Genomic DNA, 19422 nt, shown 5'->3' with positions numbered 1-19422 from the left:
GGAACCGTCCCCAGTTAGTTGGGGATAATATCAAAAAATACAAATTCACAACAGTAATATGGCAATTAAAAAAGACAATCGCCCAAGATCAACCTTCTCCCAGATCACTATCAGCCTGGCTTCTCCCGATAGTATCCTGGAAAGAAGCTTTGGCGAAGTACTGAAGCCTGAAACAATTAACTACCGTACCTACAAACCGGAGCGCGACGGTTTGTTCTGTGAAAGGATATTCGGTCCTGTAAAGGATTACGAATGTGCCTGTGGTAAGTACAAGCGTATCCGTTACAAAGGCATCGTGTGCGACCGCTGCGGTGTGGAAGTAACAGAAAAGAAAGTACGCCGTGAGCGCATGGGCCACATCAAGCTGGTGGTGCCCGTGGTGCATATCTGGTACTTCAAAAGCCTGCCAAACAAGATCGGTTACCTGCTGGGCATGAGCTCCAAAAAGCTGGAAACGATCATTTATTATGAAAGATATGTAGTGATCCAGGGTGGTATCAAGGAAAGCCTGAGCATGGGCGATCTGCTGACCGAAGAAGAATACCTGGATATCCTCGATAATATTCCGAAAGACAACCAGTACCTGCCTGATGATGATCCGCAGAAGTTCATCGCCAAAATGGGCGCTGAAGCGGTTCACGCGTTACTGGAGCGTATCGATCTGGACGGCCTGAGCTTCTCGCTGAGAAACGCAGCAGCAACAGAAACATCGCAGCAGCGTAAAGCTGACGCCCTGAAACGCCTGAGCGTGGTTGAATCTTTCCGTGATGCAGGAACCCGTATCACCAACCGCCCTGAGTGGATGGTAATGCAGTATATACCTGTTATTCCGCCGGAACTTCGTCCGCTGGTGCCATTGGATGGTGGTCGTTTCGCGTCTTCTGACCTGAATGACCTCTACCGTCGTGTGATCATCCGTAACAACCGTCTGAAAAGGCTGCTGGAGATCAAAGCGCCTGAAGTGATCCTGCGTAATGAAAAAAGGATGCTGCAGGAAGCGATCGATTCACTGTTCGATAACAGCCGTAAATCAAATGCTGTGAAAGCAGAAGGCGGCCGTGCACTGAAATCACTCTCTGATGTACTGAAAGGTAAACAGGGTCGTTTCCGTCAGAACCTCCTTGGTAAACGTGTAGACTATTCCGGTCGTTCTGTTATCGTTGTAGGTCCTGAACTCAAGATCCACGAATGCGGTCTGCCGAAAGATATGGCGGCAGAACTGTTCAAACCGTTTGTGATCCGTAAACTGATCGAAAGAGGTATCGTAAAAACAGTGAAATCAGCCAAAAAGCTGGTAGACCGCAAAGAAGCGGTGATCTGGGATATCCTCGAAAACATACTGAAGGGACACCCTGTAATGCTGAACCGTGCCCCGACGCTGCACAGGCTGTCGATCCAGGCATTCCAGCCTAAACTGGTGGAAGGTAAAGCGATACAGCTGCACCCGCTCGTAACTTCATCATTCAACGCCGATTTCGATGGTGACCAAATGGCGGTGCACGTGCCTTTGAGCAATGCTGCTATCCTGGAAGCCCAGCTGCTGATGCTGTCTTCGCACAACATCCTTAACCCGCAGAACGGTACGCCGATCACCCTGCCTTCACAGGACATGGTACTCGGTCTGTACTACATCACCAAGGGTAAGAAAACCATGGGTGATGAGATCATCAAGGGTGAAGGAAAAGCTTTCTACAGCATGGATGAAGTGGTGATCGCCTACAATGAAGGAGCAGTAGACCTGCATGCCAACATCAAAGTGAAAACCAATGTGCGTGTGAATGGCCAGATCGTTAAAAAACTGATCGATACTACCGTAGGCCGCGTACTGTTCAACCAGCACGTACCACACGAAGTAGGATATGTGAACGCGCTGCTCACCAAGAAAAGCCTTCGTGAGATCATCGGCGACATCATCAAGATCACAGACGTTCCTAAAACGGCGAAATTCCTGGACGATATCAAAACACTCGGATTCCGCATGGCCTTCCGCGGTGGTCTGTCGTTCAACGTGAATGACCTGATCGTTCCTGATCAGCGTAATGAACTGCTCGAGAGCGCGAAAGTGGAAGTGGAAGAGGTATGGGAAAACTATAACATGGGTCTCATCACCAACAACGAGCGTTACAACCAGGTAATCGATATCTGGAGCCGTGTGGATACCCGTATCACCGAAACACTGATCCGTGAAATGCAGAACGACAAACAGGGCTTCAACTCTGTTTACATGATGCTGGATTCCGGAGCCCGTGGTAGTAAAACACAGGTAAAACAGCTGGTAGGTATCAGGGGTCTGATGGCAAAACCACGTAAGAGCGGAAGCTCAGGCAGCGAGGTAATTGAAAACCCGATCCTGTCTAACTTCAAGAGCGGTCTGAACGTATTGGATTACTTCATCTCTACGCACGGTGCCCGTAAGGGTCTTGCGGATACGGCCCTGAAAACGGCGGATGCAGGTTACCTGACCCGTCGTCTGGTAGACGTATCTCAGGATGTGGTGATCTCTGAAGAAGATTGCGGAACATTACGCGGTAATGCAACAACAGCATTAAAAGACAACGAAGATATTATCGAACCATTAGCAGACAGGATCGAAGGCCGTACTTCACTGCATAACATCTATCACCCGGTAACGGATGAGCTGATCATCAATGCAGGTGAAGAGATCTCTTCAGATGTTGCGAAAGCAATCGAAGAAGCCGGCATCGAAACCGTTGAGATCCGTTCTGTACTCACCTGCGAAAGCAAACGTGGTGTGTGTGTAAAATGTTATGGTAAAAACCTGGCAACAGGCTACCTGGCACAGCGTGGTGATGCAGTAGGTATCATCGCAGCACAGTCGATCGGTGAGCCTGGTACCCAGCTGACACTGCGTACCTTCCACGTGGGTGGTGTTGCGGGCTCTGCATCGGTAGAATCTACCCTGAATGCGAAGTTCGACGGTACAATCCAGTTCGATGGTCTGCGTACCGTAGAAGCCCTGAACAATGAAGGCGAAAAAGCCAAGATCGTTATCGGCCGTACCGGTGAGGTAAGGATCATGGACGTGAAGAACGACCGCCTGATGATCACCAATAACGTACCTTACGGTGCTACGCTGAACGTGAAAGACGGCCAGCAGGTGAAGAAAGGGGATGTGATCTGTACATGGGATCCGTTCAACAACGTTATCGTTGCAGAACAGAACGGTAAGATCCGCTTCGAGAATGTACTGGATGGTATCACTTACCGTGATGAAGCCGATGAGCAAACCGGTCACCGCGAGAAAGTGGTTATCGAAACCAAGGATAAGACCAAGATCCCTACCATCATCGTAGACGGTAAGGAAGTAAAACAATATAACCTTCCTGTAGGTTCACACATCGTAATTGAAGAAGGAGATGAGGTGAAGGCAGGACAGGTACTGGTGAAAATACCACGTGTACTGGGCAAACTCAGGGATATCACCGGAGGTCTGCCACGTGTAACCGAACTGTTCGAAGCACGTAATCCGGGTAACCCTGCCATTGTTTGTGAGATCGATGGTGTGGTAGCATTCGGAAACGTAAAACGTGGTAACCGCGAGATCATCGTGGAATCAAGGGATGGTATGGTGAAGAAATACCTGGTTCCGCTGACCCGTCAGATCCTGGTACAGGATGGCGACTTTGTGAAAGCCGGTACACCGCTTTCCGATGGTCAGATCGCACCGGCGGATATCCTCGCTATCAAAGGACCGTTTGCCGTACAGGAGTACGTTGTGAACGAGATCCAGGAAGTATACCGTTTACAGGGTGTGAAGATCAACGACAAACACGTTGAGGTGATCGTTCGCCAGATGATGAAGAAAGTAGAGATCGTGGATGCGGGTGATACCAAATTCCTGGAGGAAGACCTGGAAGACAGGTTTGAATTCATCGAAGAGAACGACAGGATCTTTGATAAGAAAGTGGTGACAGAAGCAGGCGAAAGCAGCAAGATGAAGCCAGGTCAGATCATTACCCTGCGTGAACTGAGAGAAGAAAACTCTATCCTCCGCAGAAGCGATAAGAAACTGGTGGAAGTAAGGGATGCCAAACCGGCAACGGCAACACCGGTGCTGCTGGGTATCACCAAAGCTTCTCTGGGTGTTCAGAGCTGGATCTCTGCCGCATCGTTCCAGGAAACAACCAAGGTGCTGAGCCAGGCTGCTATCCAGGGTAAAACAGATGCAATGCTGGGTCTGAAGGAGAATGTGATCACCGGTCACCTGATCCCTGCAGGTTCAGGACAGAAAGAGTTCGAGAACATGATCGTGGGCAGCAAGGAAGAATACGAAGTATTGTCCAGCACCCGCGAAGCAATGAGCTTCGACGACGACGAGTAACACGGATACGGTGTTTCAGAACCGTTAAAGTAATAGAACATAAAGTAGGAAGTGAAAACTTCCTACTTTTTTTAACACACTGGTCTGCCGATCTGTGGTAAGTTTGTTATCGGCCGCCTTAAATAGTTTCACTCATCTCAATAACCAGGGTTATGAAAAATCTTTCGATCGGTTTCAATATTGTACTTGCAGCAGCAATAGGTGTTTTATTCTACCTGCATTTTTCTTCATCGAAAAAAACAACTCCGGCAGCAACCGGCGCAACTAAGGATGTTCCCGGCGGAAATTTCAAGATCGCTTATTTTGAAATAGATTCACTGGAAAACCAGTTTGAACATTACAAGGAGATCAGGGAAGCATTGCAGCTGAAAGAGCAGGCAAGCGCCAGGCAGCTCAATGAAATGAAGAACACTTTTGCGCAGAAATACCAGGAGGTACAACGCAACGCACAGAACATGACGCAGGCGGAACTGGCCAGCAAACAGCAGGAACTGCAGCAGCTCGACAGAACTTTCCAAAGCAAGGAACAAATGCTGAACAACGAAATGCAGGATGAAAGCATGCGCAAACTCCAGGATGTTCAGAAAAAGATCAAGGATTTCCTGGAAGAGTATAACCGTGATAAAGGCTATGCATTTATCCTCTCTAACCAGTCGAACCTGTTATACTACAAAGACAAAGCCTACGACATCACCGAAGATGTGATCAAAGGCCTGAACGCAAAGTATAAGAAAGCCAAATAGGGGTTAAATACTTCAATTTGCCGGGACATCATTTCCGGCTTGATATTTTGACCTTTTTTATATTATCTTCAAATCCCGTTATAAACAGCGGGATTTTTTTATGAGTACCAATTCTAACGGTTTTAAACCTACCCTGGGCCTGTTCGATGCTACCATGATCGTAGCAGGAAGTATGATCGGCTCGGGTATCTTCATCGTAAGTGCAGATATCACCCGTAATGTAGGCAGCGCCGGCTGGCTGATCGTGGTATGGCTGCTCACAGGTTTCATGACCCTTACGGCAGCATTGAGTTACGGTGAACTCAGTGGTATGTTCCCTAAGGCAGGCGGACAATACGTATACCTGAAGGAATCCTATAACCCGCTTACAGCATTCCTCTATGGCTGGAGCTTTTTCTCGGTGATACAGACCGGAACCATTGCGGCTGTGGGAGTGGCGTTCAGTAAATTTGCGGGTTATTTCTTCCCCGTGCTCGAAATGACCGATGAGAATATTCTCTTTACGGTAGGGGCATTTAAAATATACCCGGCACAGTTCCTGTCGATCGTTATCATCGTATTTCTGACCTATATCAATACCAAGGGCGTAAAAGGCGGCAAAGCCATTCAGAGCACTTTTACAGTGACCAAACTGCTTTCGCTTTTCGGGCTGATCGTATTCGGCTTCCTGCTGGCAGCCAAACGCGAAGTGTGGAATGCCAACTGGACCGATGCCTGGAGCATGAAGAACATCATTTCAACAACAGATATCACACCTGTACTTGGTGTAGCAGTATTTGGTGCTATTGCGGCATCCATGGTAGGCTCTATCTTCAGCAGCGATGCCTGGAACAATGTAACGTTCATTGCCGGGGAGATCAAGAACCCGAAGAAAAACATCGGCCTCAGCCTTTTCCTCGGTACTCTGATCGTAACCGTGATCTATGTGCTGGCCAACCTGATGTACCTGAGCGTACTGCCGCTGAACGATATCGCATTTGCGCCGTCTGACCGGGTGGCAGTATCGGCATCCAATATGATCTTTGGTAATATCGGTACTTACGTGATCGCCGTGATGATCATGATCTCTACTTTCGGCTGCAACAACGGCCTGATCCTGGCAGGAGCAAGGGTGTACTATACGATGGCACAGGATGGTGTGTTTTTCAAAAATGCAGGCAAGCTGAACAAGAATGCCGTACCGGAATGGGCTTTATGGGCACAGTGCGTGGTAGCTTCTTTGTTATGCCTCAGCGGTAAATATGGTGACCTGCTGGACATGGTTTCCTTTATCGTGGTGATCTTCTACGTGCTCACGATCGCCGGTATCTTCATCCTGCGTAAGAAAAGGCCAGAGATCGAACGTCCGTACAAGGCATTCGGATACCCGGTACTGCCTGCCATTTACATGCTCATGGGGATCAGTTTCTGCGTACTGCTGATCATTTACAAACCAAATTTTACCTGGCCGGGACTGATCATTACATTAATTGGTATTCCTTTATACTATCTTGCAGTGAATAATTCGAAAAAAACGGAATGATGGATTTTGAACAGCTCTTTTCTGATTTCAGTAGCAGCAAGGTAGTGATCGTAGGAGATGTAATGCTGGATACCTACTGGTGGGGCCATGTAGACCGGATTTCGCCGGAAGCGCCGGTGCCGGTGGTAGCGCTCAACAGGAAAGAACTGCGTGTAGGCGGAGCTGCAAACGTAGCATTGAATACTGCATCGCTCGGTGCAGCTACCACGCTGATATCGGTGATAGGGAAAGATGAAGATGGTAAATCGCTGACAGCGCTGCTGCGGTCGAGCGGCATTAATACGGATTACTTTGTTGTAGCAGAGGACCGCATCACCACCAACAAAACAAGGGTAATGAGCCGTAACCAGCAGATGATGCGGCTGGACGCGGAAGATACAGGCGATGTGAATGACGCTATCGCGGCAAAGCTGCTCGAAATGACGGAACGGCTCTTCAAAACAGATCGTCCTGATGTACTCATACTGGAAGATTATAATAAGGGGGTTCTTACACCGGCTGTGATAGAAGGTATTATCAGCCTTTGTAAAACCTATGGCGTGGTAACAGCAGTAGACCCCAAGAAAAAGAACTTCCTTGCATTCAAGGATGTTGATATTTTCAAACCAAACCTCAAAGAGGTAAAAGAAGGCCTGAACCTGTCGCCAGCCGCCATCGATGAATCGAGCCTGAAACAGATCCATGCTGCACTGAAGCAGGAGCTGAATCACCGCGTATCGCTGATCACACTTTCTGAAAAAGGAGTATATTTTCAGGACGGGCAGCAGAGCCGGATCATTCCAACCCATATCCGCAATATTGCAGACGTAAGCGGTGCGGGCGATACGGTGATTGCCGTGGCCTCCCTGACCTATGCCGTTACAAAAGACATGGAACTGGCTGCAGAAATGGCCAATATCGCCGGCGGCCTCGTCTGCGAAGAAGTGGGAACTGCCGCCATCGACAGGGAAAAATTATTGCAGGAATGTAAAATGCTGCTGCAGTAGTTAACCCTTTCGTTGTGCACTATTCCTGTTTTTCACGCATAGCTGCACTGTATTTTTGCGGGTGTTGATAACCTCCAACGTTTCACCATTAATCTTAGACCTTCTCTAACGTTCATCCTGATTAATTCGATTTTCTCAGTCAAGTAAAATTTTAACTTCGATCCATCTAAAGGATGATCAGAAGACATGGCAGATTACACTATTGTTATTCACGGCGGAGCAGGAACGATATTGAAGGAAGACATGACCGAGCAACTGGAAAACGCTTACCAGCGAGGTCTCCAGGAAGCACTTGATGTCAGCTATGCTGTACTTGACCAGGGCGGCACGGCTGTGAATGCAGTTAAGGCCGCACTTGTACTGCTGGAAGACAATGTTCTTTTCAATGCAGGCCGCGGTTCAGTGTTTACCAAAAAAGGTGTGCAGGAGATGGATGCTGCGATCATGGATGGGAGTGATCTTGCAGCGGGAGCTGTGGCCGGTGTACGCAACGTACGCAACCCGATAGAACTCGCCACAGAAGTGATGCGTAATAGTAACCACGTTTTCCTGAGTGGTAAGGGAGCCAATGATTTTGCGATCAAACAGGGCGTTAAACTGGAGCCGGATGAATATTTCTTTTCGCAATTCCGTTACGACCAGTGGAAAGCGATCCGAGACTCCGATAATTATTCCCTCGATCATACCCACCATCATCTCGAAGAACTGCTGAAGGATAAAAAGTTCGGTACAGTAGGGGCTGTAGCGCGCGACAGTAAAGGAAATCTTGCAGCCGCTACTTCTACCGGTGGAATGACCAATAAAAAATACGGCCGCATCGGCGACAGTCCCGTGATCGGAAGTGGTACATATGCCAATAACAAGACCTGCGCCATCAGCTGTACCGGTCATGGTGAAATGTTCATCCGTTGTGTAGCTGCCTATGATGTGAGCTGCCTCATGGAATACAAAGGACTCAGCCTCCAGGAAGCCATGGAAAAAGTAGTGAATGAAAAACTGGTAAGCCTGAGCGGGGAAGGCGGAATGATCGGCGTGGATGCAGCAGGCAATGCAGCCATGGTGCTGAACAGTGCAGGAATGTACCGGGGAGTAAGGAATAATAAAGGAGTAAATAATGTGTATATTTACAGATAAATGTTTTTTTGAATACAGTAACAACATGAGAGAAAGAAAAGGGGCTACTTTTGTAGCTCCTTTTTATTTAAACCAGGCTAATGAGAAAATATGCAGTTATCGTGGCAGGTGGGTCAGGACAGCGGATGGGCAGTAATGTGGCCAAGCAATTCCTGCTGCTGCAGGGTAAGCCTGTATTATGGCACACGCTGAACCGTTTTCTCAATGCGTATGAAGATCTTTCCGTGATACTGGTATTACCGCAACAGGAACTGCAACGCGGAGCGGAGATCATTGCAATGCTGGGAGCCGAACATCGCTGCGAAATAACAGCCGGCGGCGCCACACGTTTTCATTCTGTAAAAAACGGTCTGCAACTGGTAAAAGAACCATCCGTAGTGCTGGTGCACGATGGGGTGAGATGCCTTGTAGGTACTGAACTCATCCGGCGCTGCTGTGAAACGGCTATGGCCCGTGGGAATGCAATACCGGCAGTTGCCGCTACAGACAGCATCCGCATTGAGCAGGATGGCCATAACAGCGTTGCAGACAGGAAACATGTCAGGATCGTACAAACCCCGCAGACTTTTTTAAGTGATATTTTATTGCCTGCATTTGAAACGGAATACAGTGATGCCTTCACAGATGAAGCAACTGTTGCGGAAGCCGCAGGGCATATCATTCATCTTGTGGAAGGAGACTATGCCAATATCAAGATCACAAGACCTGTAGACCTGTTACTGGCTGAAAAGATACTTGAAGATCAGGCTTAAATTTTTAAACTTTTGGAAAGTTCCGGAACTTTCCAAAAGTTATACGAGAATACTTGTATTGCTGATCTTGGCCAGGATCTTATGTGCCACTTCCATAGCCAGGAAACCATCTATCTCGCTTACTGCAGTAGGTTTATTATTCCGGATCGCATCAACAAAAGATTCCAGCTCCATTTTGATCGCATTCACAGGTTCGATAACAGGGTTGGCGATGGCCAGTGTTTTCTTTCCGTTCTGTGTTTCGATATCGAAGGAAAATACATTCGTGTCTTCCGGTTGTTTCAGTTTGATGATCTCGGTCTTTTTTTCCAGGAAATCGATGCCGATATAAGCATCTTTCTGGAAAAGCCTCATTTTGCGCATCTTCTTCATACTGATGCGGCTGCTGGTCAGGTTTGCCACACAACCATTGTTGAATTCGATGCGCACGTTGGCGATATCCGGCGTTTCCGTCATCACCGCCACGCCGCTTGCCGAAATATGTTTGACGTCGCTTTTAACGAGATTGAGAATGATGTCTATATCGTGGATCATCAGGTCGAGGATCACACTTACTTCTGTTCCGCGTGGATTGAACTGCGCCAGCCTGTGCACTTCTATGAACATGGGGTTCAGGTTCAGGTCTTTGATGGCGAGGTATGCAGGATTAAAACGTTCAACATGACCTACCTGCATTTTTACATTGGCTTCGCGTACCATATCTACCAGGTCGCGGCCTTCCTGGATGGTGTGTGCCAGCGGCTTTTCAACAAAAACATGGCGTCCCTTACGGATCGCGGCCATGCAGATATTGAAATGATGGTCGGTGGGAGCAATGACATCGATGATATCGCAGGAGTCGATCAGCTTGTCCTCATCCATGAAACGTTTTAAACCGTATTCTTCCGTGGCGATCTTCGCGTTTTCATTATTCGGATCGAAAAAACCCACGATCTTCACGCCTTCTATTTCTTTCCAGTTGTTCAGGTGGAATTTGCCCAGGTGCCCCACACCGAAAACGCCCACTTTTAGCATAACAAAACAATTGATGATTCAATTGTAAAGATACTGCCCGGGCATGCCAAAACAGTCAGCCATTACCGAATGTGGATAATCTGCCGGTCTGTACCGGCATCAGTCTCCGTCGATGCCGTAAAGCACGCTGGTAAATGCATTATACACTGCGATAAATTCCGTTGGGGCAGACAGGATCCGCTGCAGGCGCAGGGTCAGCATCAGGCCCTGGTCTTCTTTTCTGATAGAGAGTGAAAAACCTGATAAAGTCTGAAAAGCCTGTCGTGTCTGTGCATTTGAAAACACCTTCCTGAACCTTTCTGTATCATTGGTTTTAACGATGAGCAGCCGGTCAAAATCGGCATAGCCTGTTTCTATATCTTCCGCTCCGAAAAATTTGCCGATCTCGTACAGGAAATCCTGCGGATGAATAGTGAACCGGAAAGTTTCGTCTTCATTCAGGCTGGCTTCCAAAATCATCAGTTCATAACCTCCTTCCGCGCTGCCGCCCGGCGAACGGTCGGCCTTCAGGTAAATAGGATGAGAATCTTCCTTGATCATTACATCATAATTGCTTACAGCGCCCAGTGCACCGAAATCGATCTCATCAACTGAAACAACAGGATAAGGGTGTTTCATACAAGACAGTTTTTACCTCTGCAGAAAAAATCATGCCCGTCAGCGTGTCCTTACTTAACCAAAATTGGCTATTTTGGCTTATATTTATACAGACCCTAAGTATTGTATGCGTCCGATATCTATTCCTGCCAATATATTAAGATACTGGAACACAGATGCTCGTGCGCCTGAGTCGTGCGCGGCCGTACAGGCGGCTTACAGGCAGAATCTGTACCGCGGAATACCGGATGTATCGATCGTTATACCTGCTTATAATGAGGAAGACAGTATCGTGAAAACACTGACCTCTCTCTGCAATAACCAGACACGTTATGCAGTGGAGATCATTGTGGTAGACAACAATTCGGCAGACCGGACCGCCGAGCTGGTAAAAGCCTGCGGCGTTACCTGTGTACCCGAACCCAAACAGGGGATCACCAATGCGCGGAATGGCGGCCTGGCACATGCAAACGGCACATATGTTCTGAATGCGGATGCAGATACCATCTATCCTCAGAACTGGATAGACGAAATGATCAGACCGCTGGATGAAAACAAAAATGCAGCATTGAGTTATGGCATTTTTTCATTCATCCCCATCGGGAAAACCGGCAGGCTAAGCTATTTCTTTTATGAATACTTCTCTGACTGGACGCGGTTCTTTAACCGCCGTTTCCGGGAAGAGGCAGTGAATGTATACGGATTCAATTCGGCCTTCAGACGTGAGCAGGGACTGTCGGTAGACGGATTTAATCATCCGCCGGGAACCAATGAAGATGGCTGGCTGGCAGTTAAACTGCGCGATAAAGGTTATGGGAAACTGCACCTGGTAACAAAAGCACCGGTATGGACAACAGACAGGCGATTGCAGATAGATGGTGGACTGGGGCCTGCTGTACGTAAAAGGATCAAACGTTTTTTAAGAATAAAAAATTAAGGAGCAGACCGGCTCCGTTAAATTTATTGTATGCATAACGAAAAGGCAGACCGTATTAACATACTCGTTGTTGAAGACGATGTTTTCATGCAATCTGTATTAAAGGGTTTTCTTGGTAAGAATTACAACGTGTGGGTTTGTTCAGACGGAATAGATGCGCTGACATTTATACAGGAGGGAAATATTCCCGGGCTGATCATTTCAGACCTGAATACGCCCAAGCTGAACGGGCTCGATTTTATGATCCAGCTAAAATCCGGCGCTTTCTTCGAACATATACCGGTAGTGATATTGTCGTCTGAAGATCAGTCTGAGATCCGCATCAAATGTTTTGAGGCGGGTGCCGACGATTATGTAGTAAAACCATTCAACCCGCGGGAACTGGAAGCAAGGCTGAAAGTGATCCTGAAACGAAACCGTATCAGCAATTTATAGTGCTTATGAAGAACAGCAAACTCATATCTGGAGTTGAGCCTATTATTGCGCTAGTGGATATGGACCCCGGGATGATCGAAATATTTTCAGCCGCCGATTTCGGCGGCCGTAAAGTGATCCATTTAAAAAGCGGTGATGAACTGATCAGTACCTGGACAAAACAGGGCCTCGATATCGTAATGGTGATCGCACAGGGTGAAGTGCTTTCCGCGAACGGCGTAACGCTTGCGGAAGAACTGCTGAACAGGGGCCTGCGGGGGTTCTCATTTACGATGGTATGTCATACGCTGAATAAGGACATCCGCAAACTGGCGCTGGACGCAGGTATAGCAGATGTGTTCCTGATCCCTTTCGATATCAAACAGGTAGAGACCAGGATCAATTTTCTTATTGCCAACTGGAAAGTGCTGCAGCGGAAACATAAGGACGATATCACGCATCCTTACCGTATCCCGCTGATCAAACGTATTTTCGATATCTTTTTTGCCGGGCTTGCATTGCTTTGCCTTTCGCCTTTATTGCTGGTCATTTATCTCTGGATCAGGCTCGAATCCAAAGGACCTGCTTTTTATTATTCGCCGCGGGTAGGCACGGGGTACAAGATTTTTAAATTCTATAAGTTCAGGTCGATGTATGTGAACGCGGATAAACGACTGAAAGATCTGCAGCACCTGAACCAGTACAATACACAGCAGGATGGCAAAAAAGAAACGCAGGAGTTTGTGCTGTGCGACGAATGCCGCCAGGCCGGCACATCCTGCCAGTTCCCGATGTATGCCGATAAACTGCGCTGGTGCGAGAAAGATTATATGGGGCGGAAAAAGACCAAATCGGGGGCTGCTTTCTTCAAACTGAAAGATGATCCGCGGATTACGCGCGCCGGCAAATTTATCCGCAATACGAGCATCGATGAATTACCGCAGTTGTGGAACGTGATCATCGGCGATATGAGTATTGTCGGTAACCGTCCGCTCCCTTTATACGAAGCAGAAAAACTCACTACGGATAAATACGCATTGCGTTTTATGGCTCCTGCGGGAATTACGGGTCTCTGGCAGGTGGAAAAAAGAGGGAAGGGTGAAATGAGCGAAGAAGAGCGCCTGATGCTGGATAATATGTATGCACGTAATCACAGCTTTATCAATGATATCAAACTGATCCTGCGTACCATTCCGGCATTGTTCCAGAAAGAGAATGTATAACCCGGATTAACTTTCAGGACGTTTCCATTCACCATCCGAAGGATCGTATATCCTGATGATCTTTGCCGGGTTTCCCGCAGCAACGGCATAGGGGGGCACATCTTTGGTAACTACGGCACCGGCGGCGATGACAGCATGTTTGCCAATGGTAACACCGGCCGTGATCACCGCGTTGGCAGCGATCCAGCAATCATCTTCCACTGTGATGAGCGCTTTATTAACAGGTTGCTTTGAAATAGGAAGCGAAGGATCGCGGTATTCGTGATTGAGACCACTTACAGCTACATGCTGCGCGAAAATTACGTTGTTGCCGATCTGCACCGGTCCGATGATCACATTACCCATGCCAATCAGCGTGCCATCGCCGATAATTACATCACCAACGCCGTTATTGATCACACAGAAATCTTCGATGGTAGAACCCTGGCCCAGTTCAAAACGGTTGAAGGGCAATACATCCAGCCTGGTACGCCAGCGGATCCTGGAACCCCGGCCCCGCTTATGCATAAAAGGATTCACGAACCATTTTACCCAAAGCCTTGGCCTGGCTTCACCGGCGGGTACTAATAACCGGTGTACAAAACGTTTGAGCCGGGGATTTCCCTTGATGGTGGATGCGAGAGACATGATACTGCTATTCAATGTTCAAGATAGGATTTTTCGCGCATGAATAAGGAAGAATTAAGGACCTGTTTTTACGTGCGCAACGATAGTTTTACTATCTTAGAGTTAATTACTTCCGTAAGGTTGTATCACCATTCAACTATGCTATGACTAAACGCCGGACAATAAGGATTGCGTTCTCGTTTATCCTGGTACTGAACTTTTCCATACTTAAAGCACAGGTGCAGCAGGAATCTGTAATGAACGAAATTTCCTATCCCTTCCTGAACAAGCTGATCGATACTGCCAGGAAATACTATCCTAAAGTTCAATCTTACACACACCGCCTTAATATTGCAGACATCAATATCAGGAAAGCAAAGCTATCCTGGTTCGACCTGTTCAATTTTACATTTCTTTACAGTCCCAACAATTCAACAACGCTGGTAAATCCCAGTTTTTTGAATGGCTACCAGGTGGGCCTTTACTTTAACGTGGCATCGCTGTTTACCAAGTCTAAAAATGTAAAACAGGCTCAGGAAGAAAAAGCGATTGCGAAACTGGAACAGGAACAATACCTCCTTAACCTTGACCTGGAAGTGAAAACACGTTATTTCAGGTATATTACCGAACAGACCAAACTGAAGATGATGACTGCTGCAACTGTTGACGCAGAGAACTCGGTTAAAAACCTCCGCATCAAATTTGAAAGGTCCGAAGATACTTTTGAGAATTACAGCAGGGCATTGCTCGTGTACGCAGACAGGAGACAATCTACCATAGAAGCAGAAGGCGCAGTGCTGATAGCCAGGAGCGCGCTGGAAGAACTTATCTGTAAAAAACTAGAAGCAATCAATTAATGGAAGTCAACAAATTTTTAAGGATACTCAGCAGGCAAAAGTTTACCCTTATTGCTGTACCATTAATTACGGTGATCATCACCTATTTCCTGGTGCGGGAATCTCCGAACGTGTATATATCAAAAGCGCGCATTGCTACAGGTCTGGTAGAACAGTCCGACAAAGCTTCGCTTGGCAGTCTTGCTTTTCTGCAGGAATCGAAGATCGACCAGGAGTTTGCCAATATCCTTCAGGCGATGCAGCTGAAAAAAATATACAACCAGCTTTCCTACAAGCTGATGCTGCACGACCTGCTGCATCCTGATTCCGCTTTCAGAAAACCGAGCAAGCTGCTGGGTCAACTGAATGTTGCGGCACGCAGGCATGCGATTGAAGTGTATTCAAGGCTGTACGAAAAAAGCGAACCGCTGGTATTATGGGATCCGGATCAGAACGGTCTTTACCAGGTACTCAGTTCCATGGGCTATGATGAGCAATCGCTCAAAAACAAAATGTTCATTTACCGTGTCAACAAAAGCGATTTCATCGATGTGGAATTCCAGTCGGAGAATCCTTTGCTTTCCGCGTATGTTGTAAATAATCTCTGCAGTGAGTTTATCAGTTATTATACAACTGTGACAAGAACGAATACCGTAAAGTCAGTCAGCTTCCTGGACAGCCTGCAGAAGCGCAAGCAGGCCGCGGTGAATGAAAAAATGACGCAGCTGAAAAACTACAAGATCGAAAACCGTATCCTGAACCTGGAAGAGCAGTCGAAAGTGCTCTATACCCAGATCGCAGATATGGAAACGAAACTGGAAGTGTCTATGAAGGATATCGATGCGTACAAAGGTGCGCTGAAAGACATCGATGCAAAGCTGAGTCCTAAAGAACGCCAGTACCTGGAAAGTGCCACATCACGTATCAACCAGGATATCGTGGCTTCAACCAATCAGCTGAAATCGCTGAACGATCTGTACATCCGCAGCAACTACGATCCGATTTATAAAGGCCGCATCGATTCATTACGCAATCAGATCTCTGCACAGATCAGCGAATCGTCTGACAGGTATACGCTTAGCCCGCTTACTTCAAAAGGGAACCTGCTGGTGCAGAAACTGAATGCCGAAGTAGCGCTGAACCTTGCAAAATTCAGTATCAATTCGCTGCGCGATGAGATCAAAAGACTGAACGACAGGGTAACAGTTCTTGTGCCGCATGAAGCGATGATACAGGCATTCGAGAGCGAGATCGATGTGGCAGGAAAAGAATACCTGGATGCACTGGACAAATTCAACCAGAGCAGTCTTTCTTCTAACCTGGCCGTACAGATCAGGCAGATAGAAACAGGTATGCCGGGCGGACCGGAGCCATCCAAAAAAATGCTGCTGGTAATCTTAAGTGCAGTGATCAGTTTCGCGTTCTGTGTACTCATCCTGTTCGTGATCTTCTATTTCGATGATAACCTGAAAACGGTGCAGGAACTGGCCGATAAAACAGACCTGCCGGTACTGGGTTACCTGCCGTTCCTCGGCAACACGGTAATAGATCTCCGCAAGATGTGGAATGGTGAATACAATGCCACCAGAACAGATGAATACAAGAACCTGATCAGAACGATCCGTTTTGAGGTAGGGGAAGAAATGAAAGATGCTGCAAGTCTTGCCATCACCAGCATGAAACCGGGCGAGGGTAAAACTTTTGCAGCGTTCAATATCATGTATGCCTATTCGCGGGCGGGCAAAAAAGTATTGCTGATAGACGGCGATTTCGACGGCCATTCCATCAGTGATACCGTGCAGACGCAGTACTATCTCGAAGATTATTTAAACGGCCTGGTAAGTGCGGCGCAGTTGGGAACCGATAAACATATTACCGTTCTGGGTAACAAGGGCGGAGATCCGTCGTTGTTCGAGATCGCATCGGAAGAAGTGGTGAAACAGAAAATGGCGGCATTGCGCACGCATTTTGATGTAATACTCGTAGACATACCTTCATTGAAAGAAATGGGCAAATCGCACGAATGGATTGCCGTTACAGATAAGTTCCTGGCCGTGTTTGAAACAGACCAGAGTATTTCACCGGCCAAACAGCTGCATGTTGATTACCTGAAGCAGCATCATAACAAATTCATCGGCTGGATCCTGAATAAGGTAGTGACCGGTAAGGGCAGGCGTAATAAAGAAGTTGCCCTGTAAAGCACAATAGCATGAATGCGCTGATAGAAACGGTATGGGTGATAATACAGGTGGCAATTGGGTATAACCTTGTGCTGCCCGTAGTGCTGTACCTGTTCTACCTGCTTGCAGGCCGGAAAAAGATTTCTGTAACAGTGAAACCGGCTGAAGCCGATTATGCCATTATCGTTACTGCATACGAACAGACCGCATCATTACCGGCAGTAGTGGCTTCACTGCTGGCTATGCAATACAGCAATTACATCATTTACATTGTTGCGGATAAATGTGATATCACCAGCCTGCATTTTGATGATGAAAGGGTGATTGTACTTCGACCGGAAAAAGTGCTTGCCAGTAATACCCGCTCACATTTTTATGCGATCAATCGTTTTATAAGACAGCACGACAGGCTAACGATCATCGACAGCGACAATATCGTAACCCCGATGTACCTGCAGGAACTGAATGTATTTTTCGATGCAGGTTTTCTTGCAGTACAGGGCGAAAGAAAAGCAAAGAATTTGGATACCACTTACGCCAGCCTCGATGCTGCAAGGGATATCTATTATCATTTTTACGACGGAAAAGTCCTTTTCGGAATCGGCTCTTCTGCAACACTTGCCGGATCGGGCATGGCATTTACCGTTAAATTATACAAGGAATGCCTGGCACACCAGGATGTAACAGGTGCGGGCTTTGATAAGGTATTGCAGAAAGAGATCGTGATGCGCGGCCACAGGATCGCTTTTGCGGGGAATGCTGTTGTATACGATGAAAAAACATCACGGCCTGAACAGCTTGTGAAACAAAGGGCCCGCTGGATCAACACCTGGTTTAAGTATTCGTGGTTCGGATTTGTGCTGGCTGCAAAAGGCCTGGCAGGTTTCAACAGGAACCGGTTTTTCTTCGGGTTGATCCTGCTCAGGCCACCGTTATTCATTTTCCTGTTATTGTCGCTGCTATTCCTCGCTGTCAATATTTTTATTGCGCCGGCAGCTGCCATCTGGTGGGCGGCAGGCTTTCTGCTTTTTGTGGCAGGATTTGCCATTGCATTGGTAAGCAGCGCAACGGATCAGAGGATCTATCGTTCGTTAAAGAATATTCCTTTATTCGTTTTTTACCAGGTACTCTCACTATTGAAAGTACGGAAAGCGAATAAACATTCAGTAGCAACACAACATTATCATCATACTGCCGGTAACGAAAAAGCCGGCAGCTAAAAAAAGAGCTATGCTGAAAAATTTCATCCGTTCCATGTGCCAGAAACTACTGGGATATAACAACTATCTCTATGTTTTTGCATTGTTCAGCATCAAGCGGATCCAATGGGGCGGCGGCCATGAAAAAGAATTCCTGTATTTTCTCGATATGGTCCCGAATGATGGCGTGATCCTGGATATCGGTGCCAATATAGGTGTGATGACCGTTACACTCGCTTTAAAGAAAGACAAGGCAAAAGTCTATGCTTTTGAACCGGTGCCGGATAATATCAAAACCATTGAAAAAGTATTGAAACATCATAAAATCGGTTCGGTAACCCTTTTCAGAACAGCACTGGGGGAGGAGTCCGGAGAAATTAGAATGGTAGTACCGGTGGTGGGTAATTCCAACATGCAGGGGCTCAGCCATGTGGTGGAAGATAAAGCGGATGAAGCCGGCGGGCAATATTTCACCGTTCCGCTGCAAAGGCTCGACGATATGAAAGAACTTCAGGCGGTTCAGAAAATTACAGCGATCAAGATAGACGTGGAGAATTTTGAATATTATGTACTGAAGGGCGGACGTGAGTTGTTACTTAAACACAAACCGGTGATCTATTGCGAGCTCTGGGATAATGAACGGCGTATTGCATGTATGGATTACCTGCGCAGTCTTGGCTACGAAGTGAAAATATATGAGAATGGTGCATTGCATACGTTCAACGGACAGCAGGGTATCAATTTCTTTTTTGTACCTGCATAAACTGATGATATGAAAGTATTACCTGATAAAAGGCGGCATGAAATTGCGGATAAAAGGAAGCAGGCCTGGCTGGAAGTGGTAGAGCAGCTGAAAGAATATGCAGCCATTATTGCTGCATTTGTGAGCGTATTCATATTCTTCTTTAAACTTTTATTCTTTTGATGGATCCGGTGC

The 19422-nt window shown here is 47.1% G+C and carries 17 protein-coding genes; 14 read left to right on the top strand and 3 right to left on the bottom strand.

The window, feature by feature from the left end:
* The first annotated feature begins 58 nt into the window (after positions 1 to 58).
* The 6 genes from rpoC to B5D42_RS16655 all read left to right on the top strand — a co-directional run bounded on the left by rpoC (position 59) and on the right by B5D42_RS16655 (position 9479).
* Positions 59 to 4342 (top strand): DNA-directed RNA polymerase subunit beta', encoded by a 4284-nt coding sequence (gene rpoC / locus B5D42_RS16680; protein ID WP_078832680.1) that lies wholly within the window; start codon positions 59 to 61, stop codon positions 4340 to 4342.
* A gap of 152 nt (positions 4343 to 4494) precedes the next feature.
* Positions 4495 to 5085: an OmpH/Skp family outer membrane protein gene (locus B5D42_RS16675; protein WP_078832679.1), complete on the top strand. Its 591-nt coding sequence runs from the start codon at positions 4495 to 4497 to the stop codon at positions 5083 to 5085.
* A gap of 100 nt (positions 5086 to 5185) precedes the next feature.
* Positions 5186 to 6607 (top strand): APC family permease, encoded by a 1422-nt coding sequence (locus B5D42_RS16670; protein WP_078832678.1) that lies wholly within the window; start codon positions 5186 to 5188, stop codon positions 6605 to 6607.
* Complete coding sequence (locus B5D42_RS16665) at positions 6604 to 7593, top strand: bifunctional heptose 7-phosphate kinase/heptose 1-phosphate adenyltransferase (RefSeq protein ID WP_078832677.1); 990 nt, start codon at positions 6604 to 6606, stop codon at positions 7591 to 7593. The genes B5D42_RS16670 and B5D42_RS16665 overlap by 4 nt, the downstream gene beginning before the upstream one ends.
* Positions 7594 to 7779: 186 nt before the next feature.
* The gene (locus B5D42_RS16660) at positions 7780 to 8727 is read left to right on the top strand and encodes an isoaspartyl peptidase/L-asparaginase family protein (RefSeq protein ID WP_078832676.1); all 948 of its coding nucleotides are present in this window, start codon (positions 7780 to 7782) and stop codon (positions 8725 to 8727) included.
* Positions 8728 to 8807: 80 nt separating this feature from the next.
* Positions 8808 to 9479 (top strand): 2-C-methyl-D-erythritol 4-phosphate cytidylyltransferase, encoded by a 672-nt coding sequence (locus tag B5D42_RS16655; protein WP_078832675.1) that lies wholly within the window; start codon positions 8808 to 8810, stop codon positions 9477 to 9479.
* Positions 9480 to 9518: 39 nt separating this feature from the next.
* On the opposite strand, the gene B5D42_RS16650 is transcribed toward B5D42_RS16655, so the two are convergent.
* Complete coding sequence (locus B5D42_RS16650) at positions 9519 to 10493, bottom strand: Gfo/Idh/MocA family protein (RefSeq protein ID WP_078832674.1); 975 nt, start codon at positions 10491 to 10493, stop codon at positions 9519 to 9521.
* 99 nt (positions 10494 to 10592) lie between these two features.
* Entirely contained in the window at positions 10593 to 11111 is a 519-nt protein-coding gene (locus B5D42_RS16645) for a hypothetical protein (protein ID WP_078832673.1), read from the bottom strand.
* Between the two features lie 106 nt (positions 11112 to 11217).
* Between B5D42_RS16645 and B5D42_RS16640 the strand changes: the two genes are divergently transcribed.
* Genes B5D42_RS16640 through B5D42_RS16630 form a run of 3 tightly spaced genes read left to right on the top strand, consistent with a single transcriptional unit; the run spans position 11218 to position 13664 of the window.
* Positions 11218 to 12027: a glycosyltransferase family 2 protein gene (locus B5D42_RS16640; protein WP_078832672.1), complete on the top strand. Its 810-nt coding sequence runs from the start codon at positions 11218 to 11220 to the stop codon at positions 12025 to 12027.
* A gap of 30 nt (positions 12028 to 12057) precedes the next feature.
* Entirely contained in the window at positions 12058 to 12462 is a 405-nt protein-coding gene (locus B5D42_RS16635; RefSeq protein ID WP_078832671.1) for a response regulator transcription factor, read from the top strand.
* A gap of 5 nt (positions 12463 to 12467) precedes the next feature.
* Entirely contained in the window at positions 12468 to 13664 is a 1197-nt protein-coding gene (locus B5D42_RS16630) for a sugar transferase (RefSeq protein WP_217698851.1), read from the top strand.
* Positions 13665 to 13670: 6 nt separating this feature from the next.
* Here B5D42_RS16630 and B5D42_RS16625 read toward each other — a convergent pair whose 3' ends face one another.
* Positions 13671 to 14291 carry an acyltransferase gene (locus B5D42_RS16625; protein ID WP_078832670.1) on the bottom strand — a complete coding sequence of 207 codons (621 nt, stop codon included), beginning with the start codon at positions 14289 to 14291 and terminating at the stop codon, positions 13671 to 13673.
* A 143-nt stretch (positions 14292 to 14434) separates the two neighbouring features.
* On the opposite strand from B5D42_RS16625, the gene B5D42_RS16620 reads away from it, so the two are divergent.
* The 5 genes from B5D42_RS16620 to B5D42_RS17950 are packed head-to-tail and all read left to right on the top strand — an operon-like array spanning position 14435 to position 19410.
* Complete coding sequence (locus B5D42_RS16620; RefSeq protein ID WP_078832669.1) at positions 14435 to 15127, top strand: TolC family protein; 693 nt, start codon at positions 14435 to 14437, stop codon at positions 15125 to 15127.
* The gene (locus B5D42_RS16615) at positions 15127 to 17304 is read left to right on the top strand and encodes a GumC family protein (RefSeq protein WP_078832668.1); all 2178 of its coding nucleotides are present in this window, start codon (positions 15127 to 15129) and stop codon (positions 17302 to 17304) included. Before B5D42_RS16620 ends, B5D42_RS16615 begins: the two co-directional genes overlap by 1 nt.
* Positions 17305 to 17315: 11 nt before the next feature.
* Complete coding sequence (locus B5D42_RS16610; RefSeq protein WP_078832667.1) at positions 17316 to 18506, top strand: glycosyltransferase; 1191 nt, start codon at positions 17316 to 17318, stop codon at positions 18504 to 18506.
* Between the two features lie 10 nt (positions 18507 to 18516).
* Positions 18517 to 19248, top strand: a complete 732-nt coding sequence (locus B5D42_RS16605; protein WP_078832666.1) for an FkbM family methyltransferase — start codon at positions 18517 to 18519, stop codon at positions 19246 to 19248.
* A 9-nt stretch (positions 19249 to 19257) separates the two neighbouring features.
* Entirely contained in the window at positions 19258 to 19410 is a 153-nt protein-coding gene (locus B5D42_RS17950; RefSeq protein WP_176113049.1) for a hypothetical protein, read from the top strand.
* The last annotated feature ends 12 nt before the right edge of the window (positions 19411 to 19422 follow it).

Origin of the sequence: Sediminibacterium ginsengisoli (genome assembly GCF_900167075.1) — a bacterium.
Taxonomy (GTDB): Bacteria; Bacteroidota; Bacteroidia; order Chitinophagales; family Chitinophagaceae; genus Sediminibacterium; species Sediminibacterium ginsengisoli.
Note: the sequence above shows the minus strand (reverse complement) of the source record. Positions and strands in the feature narration are given on the sequence as shown.